Below are 20,872 nucleotides of genomic sequence, written 5' to 3'. Positions count from 1 at the left end.
GGGCGGCGCGCGCGAGACCGGCGAGGGAACGCGCGCAACCCCGGTCGCGCCGGCGCACCACAGGCGCGGGGCGCGCGCACAACGCGGGGCGACGCGCGCACAGGCGGCCCGGACACGCGCACGACGCGGAGGCGGCGTGCGGCAAGCCCGTCACCCTCGCGCGCCAGAGATCCCGGGCGCGCGCACGACGCGCCAGGGACGCGCGCACGACGCGCCGGGAACGCGCGCACGACGCGCCAGGGACGCGCGCACGACGCGCCGGGAACGCGCGCACGACGCGCCAGGGACGCGCGCACGACGCATTGCGTCATACATCTCCCCTGCCCTTCATCGCCGGCAACCGCCGCGCCGCAGGCTCAGGACGGGCGCGCAGCAGCGCGGAGTAGCTCGTCCCACGCGGGCACGCCGAGGCCGCCGAGAGGTTGGGCGAGCGCCGCGGCGCGCAGCGCGGCGGAGCGGGCGTCACCGGCGCCAGCGCTCGCGAGGCGCCGCGCGAGCTCGCGGTGCGCCGCCACGGCAAGCACGCGGCTCACGTGATCCTCGGCCGTGTCGCCCAGCAGCGCCTCGGCCTGGCCGGCGAGAGCGCGCGCTCTCGCCTCGGTCTGATCGCCGTCAGGACAGAGCGCGGTCCGGAGCAGCTCCACCACGAGCCGCGCGCGCAGGCGCGATCGCCGGTCCAGGCCGAGGCGACCCCAGGCGTCGATGAAGCCGCGTGCGCTCTCGAACCACACGCAGGCGCGTGCAATATCCCCCGTGACCATCGCGAGGACCCCGGATGTCATCGCGTGAAAGGCGTCTGCCCGGAAACCGCCTTCCGGTTCGGGCTCCCTCCAGCGCGAGAGAGCCTGTGGGTCCCTCGGACGCCCGAGCAGCTTCGTGGCTCGCTCTTCGTTTCCGCGAGCGATCTCGACGAGCGCCGTGGCGACCTCGCAGCGGCGAGGGAGGCTCGCGTGCTCTTCCGGCCAGGCCGTGCCCTCGACGCGAGCTCGATCGAGCTCGCGAATCGACGCGTCGAGGTCGCCGGCGAGAAACTCGAGATCCGCGACGATGATGCGCGCGATCGCCTCCCCTGCCACAGGCTCGTTCCGGGGCGAGCCCGTGCGCTGCCCGGAATCGAGCAGCGCGCGGACCTGCTCTCGCGCCGTGCCGAGCTGGCCGCGCTCGGCGAGCCGGAGGAGCCGCGATCGAGCGACGAGGGGCCGATAAAACCGCCGGGCGGCCTCGGCAGGCGCCTCGATCCCGACGGCCAGCGCGTGGTCGAGCTGCTCCGCGACCTCGAGATGACCGAGGCACCAGCGCACGAGCGCGTTGGCCCGCAGCACCCACGCGGTCACGTACGGCGATACAGCCGCCCAGGCACCCCCTCCGCCGGGGACGACGCCGACGAGCGCGAGCGCCCGGCTCGCATGGACCGCGGCGGCGTCCGCGCGATCCTGCGCGGCGACCGCGATGGCAAGCTCCGAGAGCGCGACGGCTGTCAGCTCCGTCTGGTCATCCGCGGCGCGCTCCAGCAGATGGGCGAGGAGCTCCTCTGCATCATCGAAGCACCGCGCAGCGAGCATATCGTCGGCCCGGCGCAAATCTCGCTGCGCCAGGGCGGACGGTGCAGCGCCCCATGTCCCGGGCTGCTGGCTCGCATCGCTGTCCATTGGATCGGCGGCCCAGCGCGCGGCGAGGACGTCGTCGATCCAGGGCCTGACCACGATATCGCCGCCGAAGAGCGAAAGCGGCGAGGCGGCACGCAGGAGCAGCAGCGCGTCGTCCACACGCCCTCTCACGCTTCCCGGCACCGTCGCGGGCAGTGACGGTGAGGTCCCGCGCGCGGCACCCACGAAGGAGATGGATCCCTGCGCGCGGGCTTCCAGGCCGCCTCTGGTCGCGCTCGCGCCCTCCTCGATGACGTACTCCCCGCTGCGGATCGACCACACGTCCGGCGCCGCGGCCGCGAACACTGACACGAGCGCGACCGGCAGCACCACCACGACCTCGCCATGGGATGGGCCGAGGACGTTGCGCTTCTCGTTCCAGAGCGAGAAGAGCCGCGCCCACGCCTCCATGTCCGCATACCTGACGCGCGACGCGTCGACGAGGTGGATCGCGCTGCGGAGCTCGTCGGGCGGATCGAGGAGCGGGAGCAGGACACGCGCCGCGAGCTCACCGTCGGTGAGCGGTGTGTCCTCCGTCCGCCCGCTGTACGGCTCCAGCCGCACGAGGCGGACCTCGGCGCGCCCGAGCCGCGGGAGCTCGTCGGAGAGCGCCTCCACCAGCTGATCCGCCGCCCGAGGGCTCGCGCACCGCGCGAGGTACAGGTGGAACCTACGCGAGAGCGCGAGCGCCCGGAGTAACCGCGAGCGCTCGCCGCCCGCGGCGCCGGTCATGCGCCCTTCTCCAGCGTGGCGTCCGTCGCGTCCGGGAAGGGACCCGCGAGCTCCTGCATCCCGGCCACCGACGGATGAAGATCGACCCACTCGTCGTCATTCAAGTAGCGGAGGATGACGTTGTTCTGGAGCAGGTGGTCGGCGGCCTCGCGCTCCTGCTCATTGTTGGTGATGAGCTGCTTCGTGCGGTTCACCTTCGCGAGCCACGGGATCGCTCCGCTGTCATACACGATGCTCCGGTAGCCATTCCCCGCACGGCGCAGCTCCCGCTCGAGCGTCTCCCTGTCGACGGGGAACCGATCGAGCTCGAGCACCGTCTGGAGCAGTCGCACGATCTCGCGGGGATAGCCCCCCGACCACAGCGCGATCGCGCGGATCCGGTCCCGGAGCGCGGCTCTGCCGAAGATCTCGTCGAGCGCGACCTCATCGATGCGCTTCTTCACGAGCTCGGTGATGACCTCGACCCCTTCGGGGTGAAGCCTTCCCTCTGCGTCCCGGACCTTGATCATCGGCAGGAACGACACGTCGACCATGCGCCGCGCGAGCGCCGGCGGGATCGTGTAGAGCACGTGCACCGGAAGCTGGAGGTAAGGCGCGCCGGTGGAGAAGATGCGCTCGGCGCTCTCGAGCACTGGCTTCCAGGTGAGGCTCGTGCCCCGGAGCTTCTCCAGCGAGTCGAACAGGATGACGATCCCGGTGCGCCCGAGCTTGCGCGCGCGCCAATCGAGCTCCTGGAGCTCGTCGTGCACGAACCGGACAAAGGTGGACAGGTGCGTGCCCACGATGTCGCGGACGCGGCGGCGCAAGGTCGGGTTGGTCTTGAGGTTGAGCTCGATGCCCGCCCTCGCGCCCGCGATACCCGCCTTCGCCCCCGCGTCGATACCTGCAGTGATCTTGCCGATCTCCACGTCGGTGCGCGAGAGCCACGCCCAGAGCCGCCCGAGAGGCCCATCGGTCAGGGCATCGGCCGCGTCGCCTCCCTCCGCGACGAGGACGGCACGCTCGGTTTGCTGCAGAACGAGCGCGAGCACGTCCGAGATGTCGATCTCCACGGTGAGGTCGAGGACGTCATCTGCGTCGATGAGGACCGTGAGCAGGTTGCGCCGCTTCGGATCGGAGAGGCGAGCGGCCAGGCGTTGTATCTCGGTGCTCTTCCCCGTGCCACGCAGGCCGGTGAACAGCTGGCAGACCGGTGTTCTGGAGAGCTCGATCTGGCGCGCGAGCTTGTTCGTCCAGTGCGCTCCACGGACGCCCCGGTGGTCGATGTCCACGTTGCGGTCGTCGCCCGGCGACAGCGCTTCGTCCGGGTTGCAGCGGTTGTAGAGGTCCTGGAGGCGCTCGAACTCCATCCCCGGGAAGGTACCCGACGGTACGATGCTCGGCAGGAAATTCAGGGACGTGACCGGGGCCCCATCAACACGTGGTCAGGTGACGCCGAATCAGGTGATGAGCCCGCGCTCCCGGCTCGCCTCGTCCAGCCGCACGAAGCTCGCTCCCCTCCGCGCAAGCTCCTCCACGAACACTCCCAGCGCCTCGAGCCGCCGACCCAGCGGCACCCGGAGCTCCGGCTGGAACGGCGCGAGCGCCTCGAGGCCGTCGCTCCGGTCGAGGAAGTCCATCCCGTGCAGCTCCAGGTTCACGAGCGCCTCCCCTGCGCACGCGCGCGCCAGGAGCCGCGCGCCCGCCGCGCCCGCCAGCGCCACGCTCGTCCCGATGACCGGCAGCCGGAGCCCCGGCGTCACCTGGATCGGCAGCTCGACGAAGCGCCGGCCGCCACGCCGGTACCACGGCCGCCCCGGCCGGTACGGCCGGCGCGGCGCCGAGAGCACACGCGGGGTGTCCAGGATCGCCGACGACCCCCTGCCCTTCACCCGCTGCACGCCCATCGCGAGCGCCTTCGCGGCGTAGTAGGGCGGGCAGGGGAACACCGAGGAGTCGAACGCGACCCCGACCGCGTCGAGCGCGTCGAACAGCGCGTCGCTCACCGTGTACCCCGGCGCGCGGAAGCCCGTCGGACGCCGGCCGACCGCCTCCACGATGGCCTCGGCGCCGAGCAGGACCTCCAGCGCGATCGCGGCGCGCGGGAGCCGCGAGAGGTCGTAGCGGTGCCCGTACGAGTGGTTCTCGACCGCGTGGCCGGCGTCGCTCAGCGCGCGCAAGGCCGCCGCGCTCTCGGGGCGCGCGAGGTCGCGGCCTATCGCGAACAGCGTGACCGGGATGCCGTGGGAAGAGGCGAAATCAGCGATGCGCGGCAGCGCCGTGTCGTAGACGGCGCTCAGCGCGGCCGCCGCCCCGGAGCGATCCGGGACGGCGAGCCCGTGGATGGCGAAGTAGTTCGGGACCTCGTCGAGGTCGATCGAGACGGCGGCGAGGCGCCCCCGCATCGGACCGCGTCAGCTCGCGGCCATCTTCGCCACCTCGGCGGCGAAGTCGTCCTCTTTCTTGGCGATGCCCTCGCCGCGCTCGTACCGCACGAAGCGCGTGAGCGTGAGCTCGCCGCCGGCCGCCTTCGACGCCGCCTGGAGGAGCTTCTCGATGGTCTGGCCGCTCTCGCCGCGCGAGGCCGCCTCCACCGACTCCTGCTCGAGCAGCGCGACCTCCGAGTACCACTTGTTGAACTTGCCCTCGATGATCTTCGGCCACGCCGCCTCCGGCTTCGGCTTCGGATCCTCGCGCAGCTGCGCCTCGAAGATCTCCTGCTGCTTGGCCTTCAGCTCCGCCGTGACCTCGTCGCGACGGAGGACGAGCGGGCTCATCGCGGCGGCCTGCATCGCCGTCTCTTCGACGAACTTCTGCACCGCAGGGTGCTCCGCCACGGCCTGGCTCGACGCCTCGACCGCCACGAGCACGCCGATCTTGCCGCCGAGGTGCACGTACTCGTGCGCGACGCCGTGCTTGCCCGCCGGGATCGACACGCGATCCCAGCGGCGCACCGCGACCTTCTCGCCGATGCGCGCGGTCAGCTCGGTGGCCGTGTCGGCGATCGACTTGCCGCCGATCGAGAGCTGAGCCGCGTCCGCGCCGTCGGGCGCCTTCTCGACCGCCGCGAGCACGTCGCCGACGAACTGCCGGAACGCGTCGTTGCGGGCGGCAAAGTCGGTCTGGATGTTGACCTCGACCATCGTCGCGCTGCGCCGGTCGGCCGCGACCACCGCGCGGACCTCGCCCTCGGTGGCGGACGCGCCGGCCCGCTTGGCGCTCTTCGCGAGACCCTTCTTCAGGATGATCTCGACCGCCTTCTCCATGTCGCCCTCGGCCTCCGTGAGGGCGCTCTTGCAGTCGCTCATCCCCGCCTGGGTACGCTCACGAAGCTCCTTGATCGCCTGCGCATTGATGCCGGCCATGGCTCTTTCTCCTTCAACCTGAAACCTAGATAGGAAGAGGCCGCGCCGAGCGGCCCCCGTTCACCACACGTCCGACTGCTGTTGCACGAACGGCCCGAGCGAGGGCGGGTCGAACCGCAGAGGCACAGAAGGCGCAGAGGCGTGAAATTTTCATTTCTGTCCCTGCGCCCTCTCTGCTCTCTCACGGCTGCCATACCGCCCAGGCGAGCGGCGACGTCGTCGTCACCGCGCCGCCCGAGCGCTGGGGCCGCTCCGTCGCGGCTCGCGCCGCGCTACGACGCCTGCTGCTGGCGCGGACCGCCGCCGCGGCCGCCGCGGCCGCCCTGGTAGACGTTGATCTCGTCGCGCTGGCCGCGACCGCCGCCCGCCCCCTGCTGCCCGCCCTCGCCGTGATCCTTGCGGCGCTGCGCGCCCTCGACGCACGCGTCCGCGACGCGGGCCGTGATCAGCCGGATCGAGCGGATGGCGTCGTCGTTGCCGGGGATCACGAAGTCGACGAGATCCGGGTCGCAGTTCGTGTCCGTGATGGCCACGACCGGGACGTTCAGCTTGCGCGCCTCGCTGATCGCGATGGACTCCTGGTGCGGGTCGATCACGAAGATCGCCGCCGGGAGACCGCCCATGCCCTTGAGGCCGCCCAGGTACTTCTCGAGCCGCTCGCGCTCCTTCTCGAGGCGGACGACCTCCTTCTTGAGCAGCTGCTCGTAGGTGCCATCCTCCTTCATGCGCTCGAGCGTGCGCAGGCGATCGAGGCCCTGCTTGATCGTCCGGAAGTTCGTCAGGGTGCCGCCGAGCCAGCGGTTCGTGACGAAGTACATGCCCGCCCGGCGGGCCTCCTCCTGCACGATGTCCTGCGCCTGGCGCTTCGTGCCGACGAACAGCACGTGGCCGCCGCGACCGACGGCGTCCGTCAGGAAGTCGTACGCGCGCTTGAAGAGCCGCGTCGTCTGGTCGAGATCGATGATGTGGATGCCGTTGCGCGCGCCGTAGATGAACGGCCGCATCTTCGGGTTCCAGCGCTTCGTCTGGTGGCCGAAGTGCACGCCCGCGTCGAGCAGCGAGCGGAGCGGAAGCGGGAAATCCCCCGGCTGGGGGGCAACGGCCTGCATGGTGTCGGCCGCGGGGACGGATGCGGAGAAGCTGGTATCGGTCACGGCAGTGCCCTTTCGGTTGGTCCGCCGCTCCCCCTCCCGCGACCAACCCCAGGCGCGGACAGGAGCGTCCGTGCTGCTGGGGCACCGGGCCGCGGAATGCCGTGGGTGCCAGGAGAGCGTGTGGATTCGGTTCTGCGGCAGCGAAGGCGAGGATTCAGCCTCCGCTGTCCCCCTCGTCACGAGACCGCAAGAAGGGGGGCGGTTTGCTACCCCGAGGGGCCTCGCTTGTCAAGCGATGAAGCCGCCGCCTCGGCGTGCACAATTTCCGTGTGTTTGCGTGTGTCTCCGCGCGGTCGTCCGCGCAGCCGCAGCCATCCACGCAGGTGCCCGCGCGGTCACCCGTGCAGTTACCCGTGCAGTTACCCGTGCAGTTACCCGTGCAGTTGCCTTCGTTGCGTCAGCTGCGCCGAGGGGACCACGCGGCGCGGAGCACGGGAACGCCGGGCCGCGCCCCCTGGCGCGCCGTGGCCCGGCATCCGCGATGGCGTACACTCGCCTCGTGCGAACCGCATCACGAGGCTTTCTTACCGCACGCTTCGCTTCGGTCGGCGCAGGGCTCGCGATCGTCTCCGCCTGCATCGCCTCGGCGCCGGAGGGCATCCGCCGGCAGACCGACGGCGACGGCGGCGATTTCGGCGTGGACCCGCAGACCACGTCGACGTCGTCGTCCGCCGGCGCAGGGCTGCCCGGCGGCGATCCGCACGCGCTGCTCGGCGCGGACCCGACGCACGGGCCGTTCAACGGAGGCCAGCGCGTCCTGCTCCACGGCAACGGCTTCAGCTCCAAGGTCCGCGTCTGGTTCGGCGACGTCGAGGTCGATCCGTCCGCGATCGTTCCCATCGATCCCAGCCGGGTCCAGGTGGCGGCGCCGCCGGGCGCGGCGGGCCCGGTGGAGCTCGCCGTGCAGAACGGCGACGACACGTCGACCCGGCGAACGCTGCCGGGCGGCTACGTGTACGACGCGCTCTATGCGTCTCCGTCGAGCGGGCCGATCTCCGGCGGGACGACCATCGAGCTCGTCGGCCAGGGCACGCGCTGGAACGAGAGGACGGTCGCGAAGATCGATCAGAAGCCGTGCACGTCGCTCACCGTCCAGGAGCCGACGCGGCTCCTGTGCACGGTGCCCCAGGGCACGCCGGGCGCGAAGACGATCTCGGTGACGACCGGCGGCGAGACGATCCTCGTGCTGGACGGCTACACCTACGAGGACAGCCAGAACGGCTACAAGGGCGGGCTCAGCGGCGCGCCGCTCGCCGGACGGCTGAAGGTGCTCGTCTACAACAACTTCACGGGTGATCCGATCCCGGGGGCGAGCGTCGTCGTCGGCACCGACACGACCTCCGCAATCACGGTCGACGCGTCCGGCGTCGCTGTGATCGAGGACGCGTCGCTCGATTCGCCGCGCACCGTCACCGTGGCCGCGACGTGCCATAGCCCGATCTCGTTCGTCGACGTGCCGGTCGACACCGTGACCGTCTACCTGGATCCCGTGCTCACCCCCGCGTGCGGCGCGTCCGGCGATCCGCCCCCGCCGGTCGGCGGCAAGGTCGGCAGCGCGGGGGCGATCGAGGGCGAGCTCGTCTGGGACACGTCGCTGGACCCCGGGGGCGCCGCGTGGGGCAACATCCCGAGCCCGCGCCGCGAAACCGAGCGAAAGGCGGCGTACCTGTTCACGACGGGCGCCGATCCTCTCGCGACCTTCAGGCTGCCGTCCGAGTTCCAGGCCATCACGCCGGAGACGTCGGGCGAGCTCGGGCACGGGTTCACGATGTACATCGCGCCCGGCAACCGCACGATCTACGCGCTGGCGGGCCTCGAGGATCGCTCGACGACCCCACCGCGGTTCACCGCCTACGCGATGGGCGTGGTCCGCGGGATCCCCGTGCTCCCGAACAAGTGGACGAGGGAGGTGTTCGTGCGGATCAATCAGCCGCTCGACCACGCCCTCTCGATGGACGTCAGGGCGCCGGCGAAGGGGCCGAAGGGGCCGGATCGGATCCAGGCGAACGTGTCGCTGATGATCGGCAACGACGGGTTCGCGACGCTCCCGATCGGCGCGCAGAGCCCGCTGATCCCGTTCGACGGGGGGCTGACGTTCGTGGGCGTGCCGCCGCTCGCCCGCGACCTGCTCGGCGCGAGCTACCACTCGTCCGCGCGCGCGGTGACCGGCCAGGCCGGGCTCGCGCCGCTGTCCGTCGTGGGGCGGGTCCTCTCGACCAGCACGAGCGAGCCCGTGCGCATCGGCGACTTCGTGGGGGTGCCGACGCTCGAGGCGCCCGCGCAGAACAGCGCCTGGGATGGGTCCCACCTCGCGGCCTCGTTCAGCGCGGGCGCGCCCGTCGATCTCAGCGTCTACGACATCGCGAGCGGAAACGGCCTCATCCGGTGGACCGTGGCCGTGCCGGCAGGGTCGCACGCCGTCGAGGTGCCGGACCTCCGGCAGCTCGGGCTCGATCACGGCGCGCTGCCGCCAGGGCCGCTCACGATCGGGGTGTACGGGGCGCGGATCGACGGCTTCGATTACGGCAAGCTCGTCTACCGGCAGCTCAGGCCGGCAGGGATGGCGGCCTACTCCCTCGACAGCTTCAACGCACACCTGTGATGAGCGCCCCGCCCCCCCCGACGCGAGCGCGCAGGCCGGCGCGCGCACGGAAGCCAGGACGCCGCGCCCGATCGCGGCACGCTGCAGCCGCCGCCCTCGTCGCCGTCGCCGCGGGGCTCGGGCTCGCGCCGAGCTGCTTCGACAGCGGCACCCGGTGGGGTGCGCGGCCGGAGGAGCCGCCGCCCTGCACGGCCGGCGCGGTGCGCTGCGGGGCGGAGCTCGCGCGCTGCGAGGAGACCGGCGCAGGGCTGGCCTGGGTGACGCTCGACGACTGCGCCGCTCGAGGGCTCGTCTGCGCGTCGATCGAGCTCGGCTGCAGGCCCTGCGTGCCCGCCGCGCACTCGTGCCGCGGGCAGGACGTCGTCGCCTGCGACGCGGACGGCCGCTTCGGCCGGGTGCTCGACACGTGCGACACGGAGGCCGGCGAGGCGTGCCGGAGCGGGAGCTGCCAGCAGCTCTGCGCCGTCGCGGAGCTCGAGCGGAGCAACGTGGGGTGCGAGTACTGGGCGGTCGATCTGGACAACGCGCGGATCGACGCGACCGGAAACGCGGCGGCGCAGCAGTTCGCGGTGGTGATCTCGAACCCGCAGCCGGACGTGCCGAACGAGATCCACATCTTCCAGGACGACGGCGCGCCGGGCGACGAGCCCGCCCCGGTGGAGATCGCGAGCGGGCTCATCGCGCCGCTCTATCTCCAGGTGTTCAAGCTCGGGCCGCGCGAGGTCGATGGCAGCCCGGAGGGCGAGTACAACACGGGCACGCACACGGCGCTCACGCGGCACGCGTACAAGATCACGTCGAAGTTCCCCATCGTCGCCTACCAGTTCAACCCGCTGGAGAACGCCAACGTGTTCTCCAACGACGCCTCGCTGCTGAAGCCGCGCGAGGCGCTGACGTACAGCCCGGGCGCGATGGCGACGGCGTACGTCGTCACGGGGTGGCCGCAGACCATCGCGGTCACGGACGATCCGGACACGAACTTCGATCCGCAGAACCCGGTCGACCTCCGGGCGTTCCTGACCATCGTCGGGACGCGCGAGAACACGACCGTGCAGGTGAAGACGACGGCGAAGGTCGTCGGGGGCGGGCCCGTCCCGGAGACGCCGGAGGGCGGGTCGATCGAGGTCAAGCTCGGCGCGTTCGACGTGCTCAACCTGGAGAGCGGCGGGTTCAACGCGGACTTCACCGGATCGATCGTGAAGGCCGATCAGCCGATCGCGGTCTTCACCGGAAGCGAGGCCTCGGACGCGCCGCACTTCGAGGTGCTCGCCGATCGCCGCTGCTGCGCCGACCACCTGGAAGATCAGCTCGATCCGACCCGGACCGCCGGCAAGCGGTTCGCGGTGCCGCACACGCCGAGCCGGTCGCAGACGGTGAAGGAGGCCGGCGCGCGGATCGAGGCCGTGCCCGAGCCGGACTACGTCAGGATCGTGGCGGCCAGCGGCAAGGGCGCCGTGATCGCGACGACCCTGCCGCCGCCGGACGATCGGATCACGCTGTCGGCGCTGGGCGAGTTCCGCGAGGTGACGGCGTGGGGCGACTTCATGATCGAGAGCTCCGAGCCGGTCATCGTGTCGCAGGTCATGGCCAGCCAGAACGCGACGGGGGTCAAGCAGGGGCTGCCAGGCGGAGACCCGAGCCTCATCATCCTGCCGCCCATCGAGCAGTTCCGGCCGGACTACGTGTTCCTGACGCCGGACAAGTACGCGTTCGACTTCATCTCGGTGGTCGCGCCGCGGTCGGCCGTCGTGCAGCTCGACGACGCGACGCTCGGGCCGGACGAGTGCGAGATCGCGCCCGCGGACGGGCTCACGGAGGAGCAGCGCGGGGGCGGCGCGCCGTCGTTCGTCGTCTACCGCTGCCAGCTGAGCTTCGCGGCGATCGATCCGGCGCGGCAGGCGCCGGACAACGTGCTGCCCGGGACGCAGCGCGACGGCGTGCACTGGCTCACGGCCTCCGCGCCCGTGGGGCTGCTCGTGACGGGGTTCGACTCGTTCGTGAGCTACGGGTACGCGGGCGGCACCGAGCTCCGCGAGATCGCGCCGCCGGACTGAGCCGCCGCGGTCAGCCGCCGCCGCCGAGGAGGCCCTTCAGCTTGGCCACGAGCCGCAGCGCGTCGAGCGGCGCGAGCCGATCGACGTCCACGGCGCGCAGGGTCTCGATGACGGCCGACTGCTCCGGCGGCGCCGCGGCCTGCGCGGGGGCGAACAGGTCGAGCTGCGCGGCGCCGCCGCGCGTGCGGCCGCGGAGGGAGGCGTGCTTGCCGCCCGGCAGCGCGGCGCCCGACTCCAGCGTCGCGAGGATCGCGCGGGCGCGCGCGAGCACCCCCTCGGGGACGCCCGCGAGCCGCGCGACCGCCACGCCGTAGCTGCGGCTCGCGGGGCCCGCCTCGAGCTTGTGGAGGAAGATCACGTCGTCGCCGTGCTCGCGCGCGGCGACGGAGTAGTTCGCGATGCCCGGCGCGCGCGCCGAGAGCTCCGTCAGCTCGTGGTAGTGCGTGGCGAACAGGGCGCGGCAGCCGATCGCGTCGAACAGGTGCTCCGCCACGGCCCACGCGATCGCGAGGCCGTCGTACGTGCTCGTGCCGCGGCCGATCTCGTCGAGGATCACGAGCGATCGCCGCGTCGCGTCGCGGAGGATCTCGGCGGTCTCCCGCATCTCCACCATGAACGTGCTCTCGCCGCGCGCGACGTTGTCGCTCGCGCCCACCCGCGAGAGGATCCGGTCGACGAGGCCGATCTCCGCCTCGCGCGCCGGGACGTAGCTGCCCATCTGCGCGAGGACCACGATCAGCGCCACCTGGCGCATGAGCGTCGATTTGCCCGCCATGTTGGGGCCCGTGATCAGCCAGAGCCGCTCGCCCGAGAGATCGAGGCGGGTGTCGTTCGGCACGAAGTGCCCCGCGGCCGCGTAGCGCTCGACCACCGGGTGGCGGCCGTCGCGGATCGCGAGCGCCTCGCCCGCCGTGACGTGCGGCCTCACGTAGTCGTTGCGGTGGGCGACGTCGGCGAGGGCGGCGGCGACGTCCCACGCCGCGAGCTTGCGCGCGAGCGCGCGGAGGCGGCCCTCGCTCTTCGCGACGAGGGCCCGCAGCCGGTCGAAGAGCGCGGTCTCCCGCTCCAGCGCGCGCGCCCCGGCGTGCTCGATCTTGTCGGCGAGCTCGTCGAGCTCGTCGCTCGTGTAACGCTCGCCGGTCGCGACGGTCTGCTTGCGGCGGAAGGTCTCCGGGACCTTGGCGATGTGCGCGCGCGTCACCTCGATGTACCAGCCGAAGACGCGCGTGTACTTGACCCGGAGCGAGGGCGCGCCCGTCTGCGTGCGCAGCTTCGCCTCGAGCGCGAGGATGAGCTCCGTCGCGTTCTTCTCCACGCCGCGCGCGTCGTCGAGCTCCTTGTCGTACCCCTCGCGGAAGATGCCGCCCTCGCGCGTGTTCGGGGGCGGCCGCTCGATCAGCGCGGCGGTGAGCTCGGCGCACACGTCGGCGACGACATCCAGCGCCGCCGCCTCGGCGAGGATCGGCTCGGAGCCCGACCCGGCCGCGGCGCCGTCCTTGCCCCGCGCAGCGGCGCCGTCGTCGCTCCGCGCCGCCGCCTTGCCGAGGTCCGGGATCGACCGGACCGCGGCGATCGCCGCCGGGGCCGCCGTGAGGCCGTCGCGCAGGAGGCCGAGGTCGCGCGGCGTGGCCTCGCCGAGGAGCGCGCGGACGCTGAGGCGCTCGAGGTCGCCTACGCCGCCGAGCGCTTGCCGCAGCTCGCCGCGGGCGCGCGGGTGCGAGACGAAGAGCTCCACCTCGTCGAGGCGCCGGCGGATGCCGGCCAGGTCGGCGAGCGGCGAGAGCAGGCGGCGGCGCAGGAGCCGGGCGCCGCCCGGGGTGACCGTGCAGTCGATGACGTCGAGCAGGGTGCCGCGGCGGCCGCCGTCCGCGGCGCGCACGAGCTCCAGGTGCGCCTGGGCCGTCTCGTCGATGCGCAGCGTGCCCGAGGTGTCGTGCGGGGCGATGCGGCGCACCGGGATGCGCGCGCCGGGGCTGCAGCGGCGCGCGAAGCGCAGCGCCCGGGCCGCGGCGCGCACCGCCGGGAGCGGGTGCTCGGCCAGCGCCGCCGCCGAGATCGGCTCGATCGCGGCGTCGTCGAGGATCGACGCGACCTGCGCGCTGTCGAGCTCCTCGTCGTCGCGCAGCGCCGCGCGGCAGGCGAGCGAGGCCGCCGCCGCGCGGACGTCCGGGAGGTCCCGGGCGATGAGCGCCTCGCGCGGATCCGCCCGGGCGAGCTCCGCGAGCAGCGTCGCGGCGTCCGGGACCGAGGTGGCCGAGAGCTCGCCGGTCGAGAGATCCAGCAGCGAGAGGCCGTAGGGGCCCCCCGCTCCGAGGGCGTCGCCGCGGGGCGCGCCGCCGCCGTCGACCGCCGCCAGGTAGTGGTTGGCGCGCGCGTCGAGCTGCTCGGTCTCGGTGACGAGCCCCGGCGTGACGACGCGCACGACCTGCCGCGGCACGAGCCCCTTGATCTTCGACGGATCCCCGCACTGCTCGCAGATCGCCACCTTGTGGCCGAGCGCGAGCAGCCGCGCGATGTACCCGTGCGCCGCGTGGTGCGGGACGCCGGCCATCGGGGATTCGTCGGGCTCGCCCTTGTTGCGGCTCGTGAGCGTCAGGTTCAGCGCGCGCGACACGAGGACCGCGTCGTCGTTGAACATCTCGTAGAAGTCGCCCATCCGGAAGAAGAGGATGGCGTCGGGGTGGAGCGCCTTCGCATCCTCGTACTGGCGCATCACCGGGGTCAGCTTCTTCCTGGCCGCAGGCTGCTCGGACGGCTGCATCGCCGGCGTCTTAGTCTCGACCGCCGGTGAGGTCTACGCGTGATTCGCGCGTTTGTTCCGCTGTTTTCGTGGAAATATCGGCGCCGAAACCGCAATGCAGCGGGGCCGGCGGGCGGCTCAGCGGTACCGGCGCGTCACGGAGACGTCGCGTGAGCTCAGCAGGAACAGGCCCTGGACCGAGCCGTCGGTGACGGCGAGCTGGCCCGTGGCCGGAACGAGCTGGATGGACTGCGGCTGGAGCTCCGGTGTGTCGCTGATCCCCGCGAGGTCCAGGGCGAGCGGCGTGAACGCCCCCTGGGTGGTGAAGCGGAACTGCATGTCCTGCTCGGGCACGCCGCCCGTGACAGCGAACCGGAACATCGGGTTGATGAACGCACCCACGTCACCGTCGGTGACGTGCCCGTCGCGCGGCGTATGGACGACGCGCCCGTTGAGCCGCGAGAGGCGCGTGTCGCACGAGTTGCGGCAATAGCCGCCCGCGGGATCGGCGATCACGTGGTGCAGGAACCCGGCGCCGTTGCTCCGGACGACCCACTGGCCTCCGGCGCGGATGCCGAGCTGCACCGAGCCGGCGAAGCAGCACGCAGCGAACCCGACCTCGTCCGTCCGCTCGAGCTCGAGGTGGTCCTCGTAGGCCTCGACGATGCGGAGCGCCGGGCGCGACGTGATGACGCTGCCGTACTTCGCGTTGCAGGTGTCGAACGAGCAGACGGCCGGGTCGACGCTGTTCCAGTAGGTGGCATCTTCGTCCGGGAGCTCGGACGTGATCTGCGCGAAGTCGGCGAGCTGCTCGGCGCGGGTCTCGGCCTCGCCCTCCGGGACGCCCGCGGCCTTCAGCTGCGCGGCCACGCTGGTCAGGCTCTGCACGCCGCGGCGGCAGAAGCGGGCGTCGGCGCCCCTCAGGTGGAGGTTCTCGTCGAAGGCGACGGAGGCCCGGGTGATCGACGTGAGCACCCCCTCGTACGTCACGTTCCACGTCTCGTTGGCGATGTGCACCCGCGGGTCCTCGAGGTTCATCGTCAGCGCGTGCTGCGGCCCGCCGGACCTCAGCACGAGCCCCCGCTCGTCGAGCTCGCTTTCGGCGCTGTCGCTCGACGCGATCGCCTCGCGCTGCACCCCCACCGCGAGCGCGAGGTCAGGCGCGGCCCCCTCGGACGGGAGCGTGGCGCGCATCTTCGGGCTCTCGCCGGAGAGCGGCACGACCGCGCCGCTGCGATCGTAGAGGATCGGCAGGCCCTGCACGCCGGGCTCGATCTGGCCGGAGCCGTCGCTCGCCACGATGTAGCTCTCCGAGCGGACAGCGTGCGGGAGGACGACGTTGCAGGACGCCTCGCCGCTCGTCTCGAGCGGCGGGCTGCTCGGCGAGGCGTCCGCCTCGCAGCCCGCGCGGACGCTCTGGCGCTCGGGTCCGCGGCAGGCCGCGTCGAGGTCGTCGATGTCGACGATCGCGACCTGCCCGTTCGTGAGCGCCATGTACGCGAACGTGCCCCGGAGCTTCAGCGGGCCGGCGCCGGAGTCGCGATCGGTCGACGTGCGGAACAGCGTCTCGAGGTCGCACGACGTGACGCTGCTGTCGCACGTCCTGAGCTCAGGGAGGGGGCTGCACCGGATCCCCCTCGGCACCACGCCCGTCGCCGGGAGGCTCCTCGGGACCTCGCGCTGCACGATCGCGAGATCGCGCACGGGCGCCGGCAGGCGGATGCGGTCGGGCGGCTGGAACGGGTTCCAGTCCGGGTTCTCGCGAGAGATCGGCGACCGGCTGGACGCGTCGTCGCTCACGTCGTCGCTGACGTCGAAGACCATCACGCTGCCGTCGCCGGCGTCGACCGCGTAGAGGTAGCGGTTGAACTCGGGGGGCGACGCCTGGCTCACCGCGAGGCGCCTCGTCGTGACGACGCGCCCTGGGTCGAGCGTCGACGCGGGCAGCAGCGGGGGCTGCTCGCGCGGCTCGCAGGGCGTCGGGAGGTCGACGACGTGGATCACAGGCGCGTCGAGATCGGCGATGAACAGCCGGTCGCCGGAGAGCGCGAGCCCCGCGGGCCGGGCCTTGTCGAAGGCCTGCTCCGGGCCGGCCGCGGCCGCCGGCTGAGCGCACGACACGTCGCCGGGCGGCGGCTCGTCGGGCGGCGCGGCCGGCGGGAGCGAGACATGGAGAGGGACCCACCGCTCCACGTCGCACGCCGCGAAGCCGCCGTCCTTGTAGTCCTCGTGCTCGAGGAGCTTCTGCGCGTCGATCACGACGAAGCCGCCGAGATCGGGCAGGGTCACGAGGAGCTTCTGCCGGCCGCCGCCCTCCATGGCGAGGCTCCCGTTCGAGGTGGCGCAGACGTCGTCCACGAACGCGCCCGGGGGGTCGCCAGGCGTGGTCGGCTCGACGTCGTACGGAGGGGGGCCGGCGTCACACGAGCTCCGCACGTTGCCGTCGGTGTCCGGCGGGTCGGTGAGGAGCAGCATCTCGCCCGGCGCCGAGGGGAGCGAGCAAGCCGGCCAGGAGCTGAGCGACGGGACCGGGCAGCCCTCGCGCGGCAGCACCTTCGCCGACGGGAGCGCGTAGATCCCCGCGCGCCCCGGCTCGGCGACGGCGACGAACGACGCGGTCCCCCCCGGCGTCGCGACGATGTCGACCGGCTGCGCGCCGACCGGGAGGAAGCTCGGGGCGGGCGTGCCCGTGTCCCGATCGACGATCAGCGAGGACTCGGTCGTCAGGTCGACGACCGCGACCTCGCCGCGCGTGGTCTGCGTGACGAGGCCGTAGAGGTGCGGGAGCGTGGCCCTGCCCCCGTCCTTGGCGTCGACCTCGTAGTCGGTGGACGACTCGACGGTGCCGTACGAGCAGTCCGTGATCGGCAACGAGCGCATCACGCCCGGCTTGCCGGGATCCGGCCGGTCGATGGCGAGGCAGACGAAGGCGCTGCGGCCGGACTGCGCCAGGGCCTCGACGGCGACCGGCGTGGTCTCCGCGGCGCACCCGGCGAGCGCCAGGGCGGAGGTGGAGGCGACGAGCGCGAGGCGCGGCTTCATTGGGACTCCCGGGGCGGGACGGGCGTGCCCACCGTGAGGATCATCGTTCCGAACGTGTTCGTCTTGCGCATGTCAAGGTTGACAACGCCGAGGTACGAGTCGGTGAAATGCGCGATGTACATGAGGGAATAGGGTTCGCAGCCGGCGCTGCCCTGCTCGCAGTCGCAGCGCTCCTTCTCGTCGCCGCACGTGGAACCCGTGTCGAACGCGAGCGCCTGCGGCCCACGCCCGGTCTTGATGGGGGGGTCGAGGCGGCGCGCTTCCGGGTCGTAGGAGAACGCGAGCCCCGAGTCGAACGCGAGCGCGAAGATCCTGCGGCGGCGCGCGCCTTCCAGATCGATCACCTCGCCCACCTCGATCCGGGACGGGTAGGCCCCGAGCACGGCGGCGTCGTGGAACGCGATCGAGTAGAACACCGAGGCCCGCTTCGCCGCGGGGTCGCCCGAGTCCCTCTTGACCAGCGTCGTCGTCAGCTCGCCGATGAGCAGCGAGTTCGGGCCGCGATGCGCCACGTACACCGGGATCGGGATCTCCACGCACCGCTCGAGGCACGCGACCACGTCTGCGTCATCCGCGCAGCCGTCCTCGCACGCCTTCCGCTCGCTCGCGTCGAACGCGATCCCGCGGGAGTCGGTGCCGCTCGCGAGCGCGGTGATCGGCGTCGGGGTCGACTCGTTCAGGCGCGGCGCCCCGCCTGAGGCGGCGTCCTGATAGCGGAGCAGGCCGAGCTCCGGCGCCGCGAGGTACGTGAGCGCGAACGCGGGCTGGTCGTCGATCGCCCACCCGCCCTGCTGCAGCGCCCCGAGCACGCTCGGGCGCGGCACGGCCGCGAGCTCCGTCGGCCCGTAGGCGAGATCCGTGAGGACGTGCGCGAGCTGCGGCCTCTCGGTCGCTTCCCAGCGGTTCACGATGACACTCGCGGCGTTCTCGGTCTGGTGCGAGACGACGATGCTCGTCCCGCCCGGGCCGGCGGCGATCCCGAACGGCTCCAGCGGCAGCTTGCGCCGGATGAGCTCCCGGCCCGGGTCCTCCCCGATGCGGTGATCTCTGCTGCAGCGCCCGCCCGCCGCGCTCGCGCCGCAGTCCAGCTGGAAGCAGGCGTCGCCCTCGCAGCGCTGCGCGCCGGCGTCGGACCGATCGTCGGCGACGTCGAAGAAGGTCACCGAGGGGTCGCCGCGCACGGGCACGAACAGGCGCGCCTGCCGCTCCGCACCCGGGTCGGCGCCCTCGCCGCTGAGCGGCCTGTGCACGAGGAGGAGGTTGGACGCGAACGCGCCGATCACGGCCGAGCTCCGGACGACCTCGTCGTCGCCCTCGAGGGCGGAGATGTCGAGCGGCCCGCACGGCCCCGGGTAGAGCGACGGCGCGGCGTTTGTCGCCAGCCCCACGCTACCGCACGCGCCGCGCACGCCGGCGCTGGCGTTCGGCCCGCCGGGAGCGAGCGCCGACTGGAGCGTGAGCGCCCGCCTGCGCAGGCGCTGGAGATCCAGCGCCTGGACCGTGCCGCCGTTGAACTGGAGATCGAAGTCCGAGTTCGCGACGTAGAGGACCCGTCCCCCGGGAGACACCGCCAGGCCCGTCGGGTAATAGAGCCCCTCGACCGGCGGCGGGAGGCCCTCGCCCTCGACGAAGCAGCCCGCGACCCCGAGCCCGCCCACGCCCACGATCGAGGCCGCGAGGCCCACGCCAACGATGCGAGGTGTCTGGAGAAGTGTGCGGGCGAGCTTCATGCGGGCGCGGAGACTAGTCAGCACCAGGAGCACTGGCAACCCGCTCCGCTCGGTGGGTTCGTTTGCGGCGGACACGCGCCGGGCGCGCGGCGCTCGCAGCGGGCCTCGTGGCGAACGAGCGGCAGACGCCGCTGCGAAGGCCCTCGTCTCTCGCGCGCACCTGCCGCAGCGCAGCACGCCCGCACGGCCTGCCCCGGGTGAGCGCGCACCGCCCGCCAGGCGCAGCCTCTCCCTGGCGAGGCGCGCTTCTCTGGGCGAAGCGCTCTGCAGCGGTCGCCCGTCACGGGGTGGCGAGCCCTGCGGCAGGGTGAGGTGGCGCTCCCTGCGCCGGGTGGTGCCCAAGGTGCGCCCCTGCAGCAGTGTGAGCTCCGCAGGTCAAGGTCGACCAGGATCGATCGCCGTCGTCCGTCCCCCTGCACGTTGATCTCGGAGACGCGGCGCGCCTTTGCTACGTTGGTCGCCGGGACATGGCCGATCTCGCAGCCGCCCTTGTCATGGGAATCGCCCTTCTTGGGCTGATCTATTGGTATTTTCGCTCGAACAACGGCGACCGGACCCGCCCTCGCGCGGCGACGGCGCTGACGCAGGGGGGCCCAGGAGCCCAAGCCCTCGACGAGGGGGAGGGAGATCTCGAAGATTCAACGACGAGGCCAGGCGCAGCAGGGCTGCGGGGCGGCGCGCCCGCGAGCGAGAGCGCCCACGCGAAGACCGCGGGAGGTCACGGCCGCACCGAGCGGGTCTCGAGCGCCGACTGGAAGCGCTCGAACGGCCCGTCGCGCTGCGACGACGACGACGCGTTCGACGACGATGACGACGACCTCACGCTGATCACGCTGGCGCCGCCGGAGGTGCTGCAGAGCACGATCAAGCGCGCGAGCGTCCCGTCGTACGGCGGCGACGACGACGATGATGATGACGACGACGGGCACGAGCGCGAGGAGCCGTCCGCCGTCCCCATCATCTACGACGACGAGGCCGCCGTCGACGAGCCGACCAGCTCGTCGCCGCTCCTGCTCATCAGCGCCGTCGGCCAGACAGACCCCGGTCAGAAGCGCAAGAAGAACGAGGACTGCTACCTCTGCCTGGACGAGCACTACCTGTTCGCCGTGGCGGACGGCATGGGCGGCCACGCCGGCGGCGACGTCGCCAGCCGCCTCGCGGTCGACACGATCGCGCGCGCGTTCAAGGATCAGTCGTTCGTGGACAGCGACGCGGAGAGCCCCTACCCCGACGTCCCGCGTCGCGGCAGCGAGCTCGCGGTCGCGATCCAGCAAGCGAACCAGGCGATCTACGAGCGGGCCCACGCCGAGCGGAGCCTCACGGGCATGGGAACGACCCTCGTGAGCGCGCGGTTCTCGCCCAACAAGCAGCGCCTCTACATCGGCCACGTGGGCGACAGCCGCTGTTATCGCCTGCGCGACAACGAGCTGACGCAGCTCACCACCGATCACACGATGGGCGCCGCGGGGATCACCGGGCCGATGGCGAACCACCTGAGCCGGGCGATCGGGATCTCCCCCGCAGTCAAGGTCGATCTGATCATCGCCCGGCCCCACCCCGGCGACGTCTACCTCCTCTGCTCCGACGGCCTGTCGAAGATGACGACCCACGAGGCGATCCGCGACATCCTGCTCGCCGAGCCCGATCCCGAGAAGGCGTCGCAGGCGCTCATCGAGAAGGCGAACGCCGGCGGCGGGCGGGACAACATCACCGTCATCCTCGTCCGCGTCAGCGATCCCAAGGACCTCGCGCGGCTCGCCTCGCGCGCTGGCGCCAGCGCCGGCGCCAGCGCTGGTTGACCGCTCGCCGTCCCCTTCCCCCCTCGCCC

The 20,872-nt window shown here is 72.5% G+C and carries 11 protein-coding genes; 3 read left to right on the top strand and 8 right to left on the bottom strand.

Features of this window, described 5'->3' with window-relative positions; genetic code table 11:
* Positions 1 to 356 precede the first annotated feature (356 nt).
* From WMF44_RS16870 to rpsB, 5 genes are all read right to left on the bottom strand, one after another.
* Entirely contained in the window at positions 357 to 2,378 is a 2,022-nt protein-coding gene (locus WMF44_RS16870; protein WP_437300137.1) for a hypothetical protein, read from the bottom strand.
* Positions 2,375 to 3,727: a hypothetical protein gene (locus tag WMF44_RS16865; protein WP_437300136.1), complete on the bottom strand. Its 1,353-nt coding sequence runs from the start codon at positions 3,725 to 3,727 to the stop codon at positions 2,375 to 2,377. The genes WMF44_RS16870 and WMF44_RS16865 overlap by 4 nt, the downstream gene beginning before the upstream one ends.
* Before the next feature lie 90 nt (positions 3,728 to 3,817).
* Positions 3,818 to 4,762 carry a polysaccharide deacetylase family protein gene (locus WMF44_RS16860; RefSeq protein ID WP_437300135.1) on the bottom strand — a complete coding sequence of 315 codons (945 nt, stop codon included), beginning with the start codon at positions 4,760 to 4,762 and terminating at the stop codon, positions 3,818 to 3,820.
* Positions 4,763 to 4,771: 9 nt separating this feature from the next.
* Positions 4,772 to 5,722, bottom strand: a complete 951-nt coding sequence (gene tsf / locus WMF44_RS16855; protein WP_437300134.1) for a translation elongation factor Ts — start codon at positions 5,720 to 5,722, stop codon at positions 4,772 to 4,774.
* A 272-nt stretch (positions 5,723 to 5,994) separates the two neighbouring features.
* Positions 5,995 to 6,831 carry a 30S ribosomal protein S2 gene (gene rpsB, locus WMF44_RS16850; protein WP_437301571.1) on the bottom strand — a complete coding sequence of 279 codons (837 nt, stop codon included), beginning with the start codon at positions 6,829 to 6,831 and terminating at the stop codon, positions 5,995 to 5,997.
* A gap of 544 nt (positions 6,832 to 7,375) precedes the next feature.
* Between rpsB and WMF44_RS16845 the strand changes: the two genes are divergently transcribed.
* Complete coding sequence (locus WMF44_RS16845; protein WP_437300133.1) at positions 7,376 to 9,478, top strand: IPT/TIG domain-containing protein; 2,103 nt, start codon at positions 7,376 to 7,378, stop codon at positions 9,476 to 9,478.
* Positions 9,478 to 11,532 (top strand): IgGFc-binding protein, encoded by a 2,055-nt coding sequence (locus WMF44_RS16840; RefSeq protein ID WP_437300132.1) that lies wholly within the window; start codon positions 9,478 to 9,480, stop codon positions 11,530 to 11,532. Before WMF44_RS16845 ends, WMF44_RS16840 begins: the two co-directional genes overlap by 1 nt.
* 10 nt (positions 11,533 to 11,542) lie before the next feature.
* On the opposite strand, the gene mutS is transcribed toward WMF44_RS16840, so the two are convergent.
* The 3 genes from mutS to WMF44_RS16825 form a co-directional block, all read right to left on the bottom strand.
* Positions 11,543 to 14,293: a DNA mismatch repair protein MutS gene (gene mutS, locus WMF44_RS16835; protein WP_437300131.1), complete on the bottom strand. Its 2,751-nt coding sequence runs from the start codon at positions 14,291 to 14,293 to the stop codon at positions 11,543 to 11,545.
* A 117-nt stretch (positions 14,294 to 14,410) separates the two neighbouring features.
* On the bottom strand, positions 14,411 to 17,314 hold the full coding sequence (locus tag WMF44_RS16830; protein WP_437300130.1) for a hypothetical protein: 2,904 nt from the start codon (positions 17,312 to 17,314) through the stop codon (positions 14,411 to 14,413).
* Entirely contained in the window at positions 17,311 to 19,068 is a 1,758-nt protein-coding gene (locus WMF44_RS16825) for a hypothetical protein (protein WP_437300129.1), read from the bottom strand. The genes WMF44_RS16830 and WMF44_RS16825 overlap by 4 nt, the downstream gene beginning before the upstream one ends.
* 470 nt (positions 19,069 to 19,538) lie before the next feature.
* Here WMF44_RS16825 and WMF44_RS16820 point away from each other — a divergent pair, with 470 nt between their 5' ends.
* Positions 19,539 to 20,843 (top strand): PP2C family protein-serine/threonine phosphatase, encoded by a 1,305-nt coding sequence (locus WMF44_RS16820; RefSeq protein WP_437300128.1) that lies wholly within the window; start codon positions 19,539 to 19,541, stop codon positions 20,841 to 20,843.
* The last annotated feature ends 29 nt before the right edge of the window (positions 20,844 to 20,872 follow it).

Source organism: Sorangium sp. So ce426 (genome assembly GCF_051475585.1).
GTDB classification, from domain to species: Bacteria; Myxococcota_A; Polyangia; order Polyangiales; family Polyangiaceae; genus Sorangium; species Sorangium cellulosum_B.
Note: the sequence above shows the minus strand (reverse complement) of the source record. Positions and strands in the feature narration are given on the sequence as shown.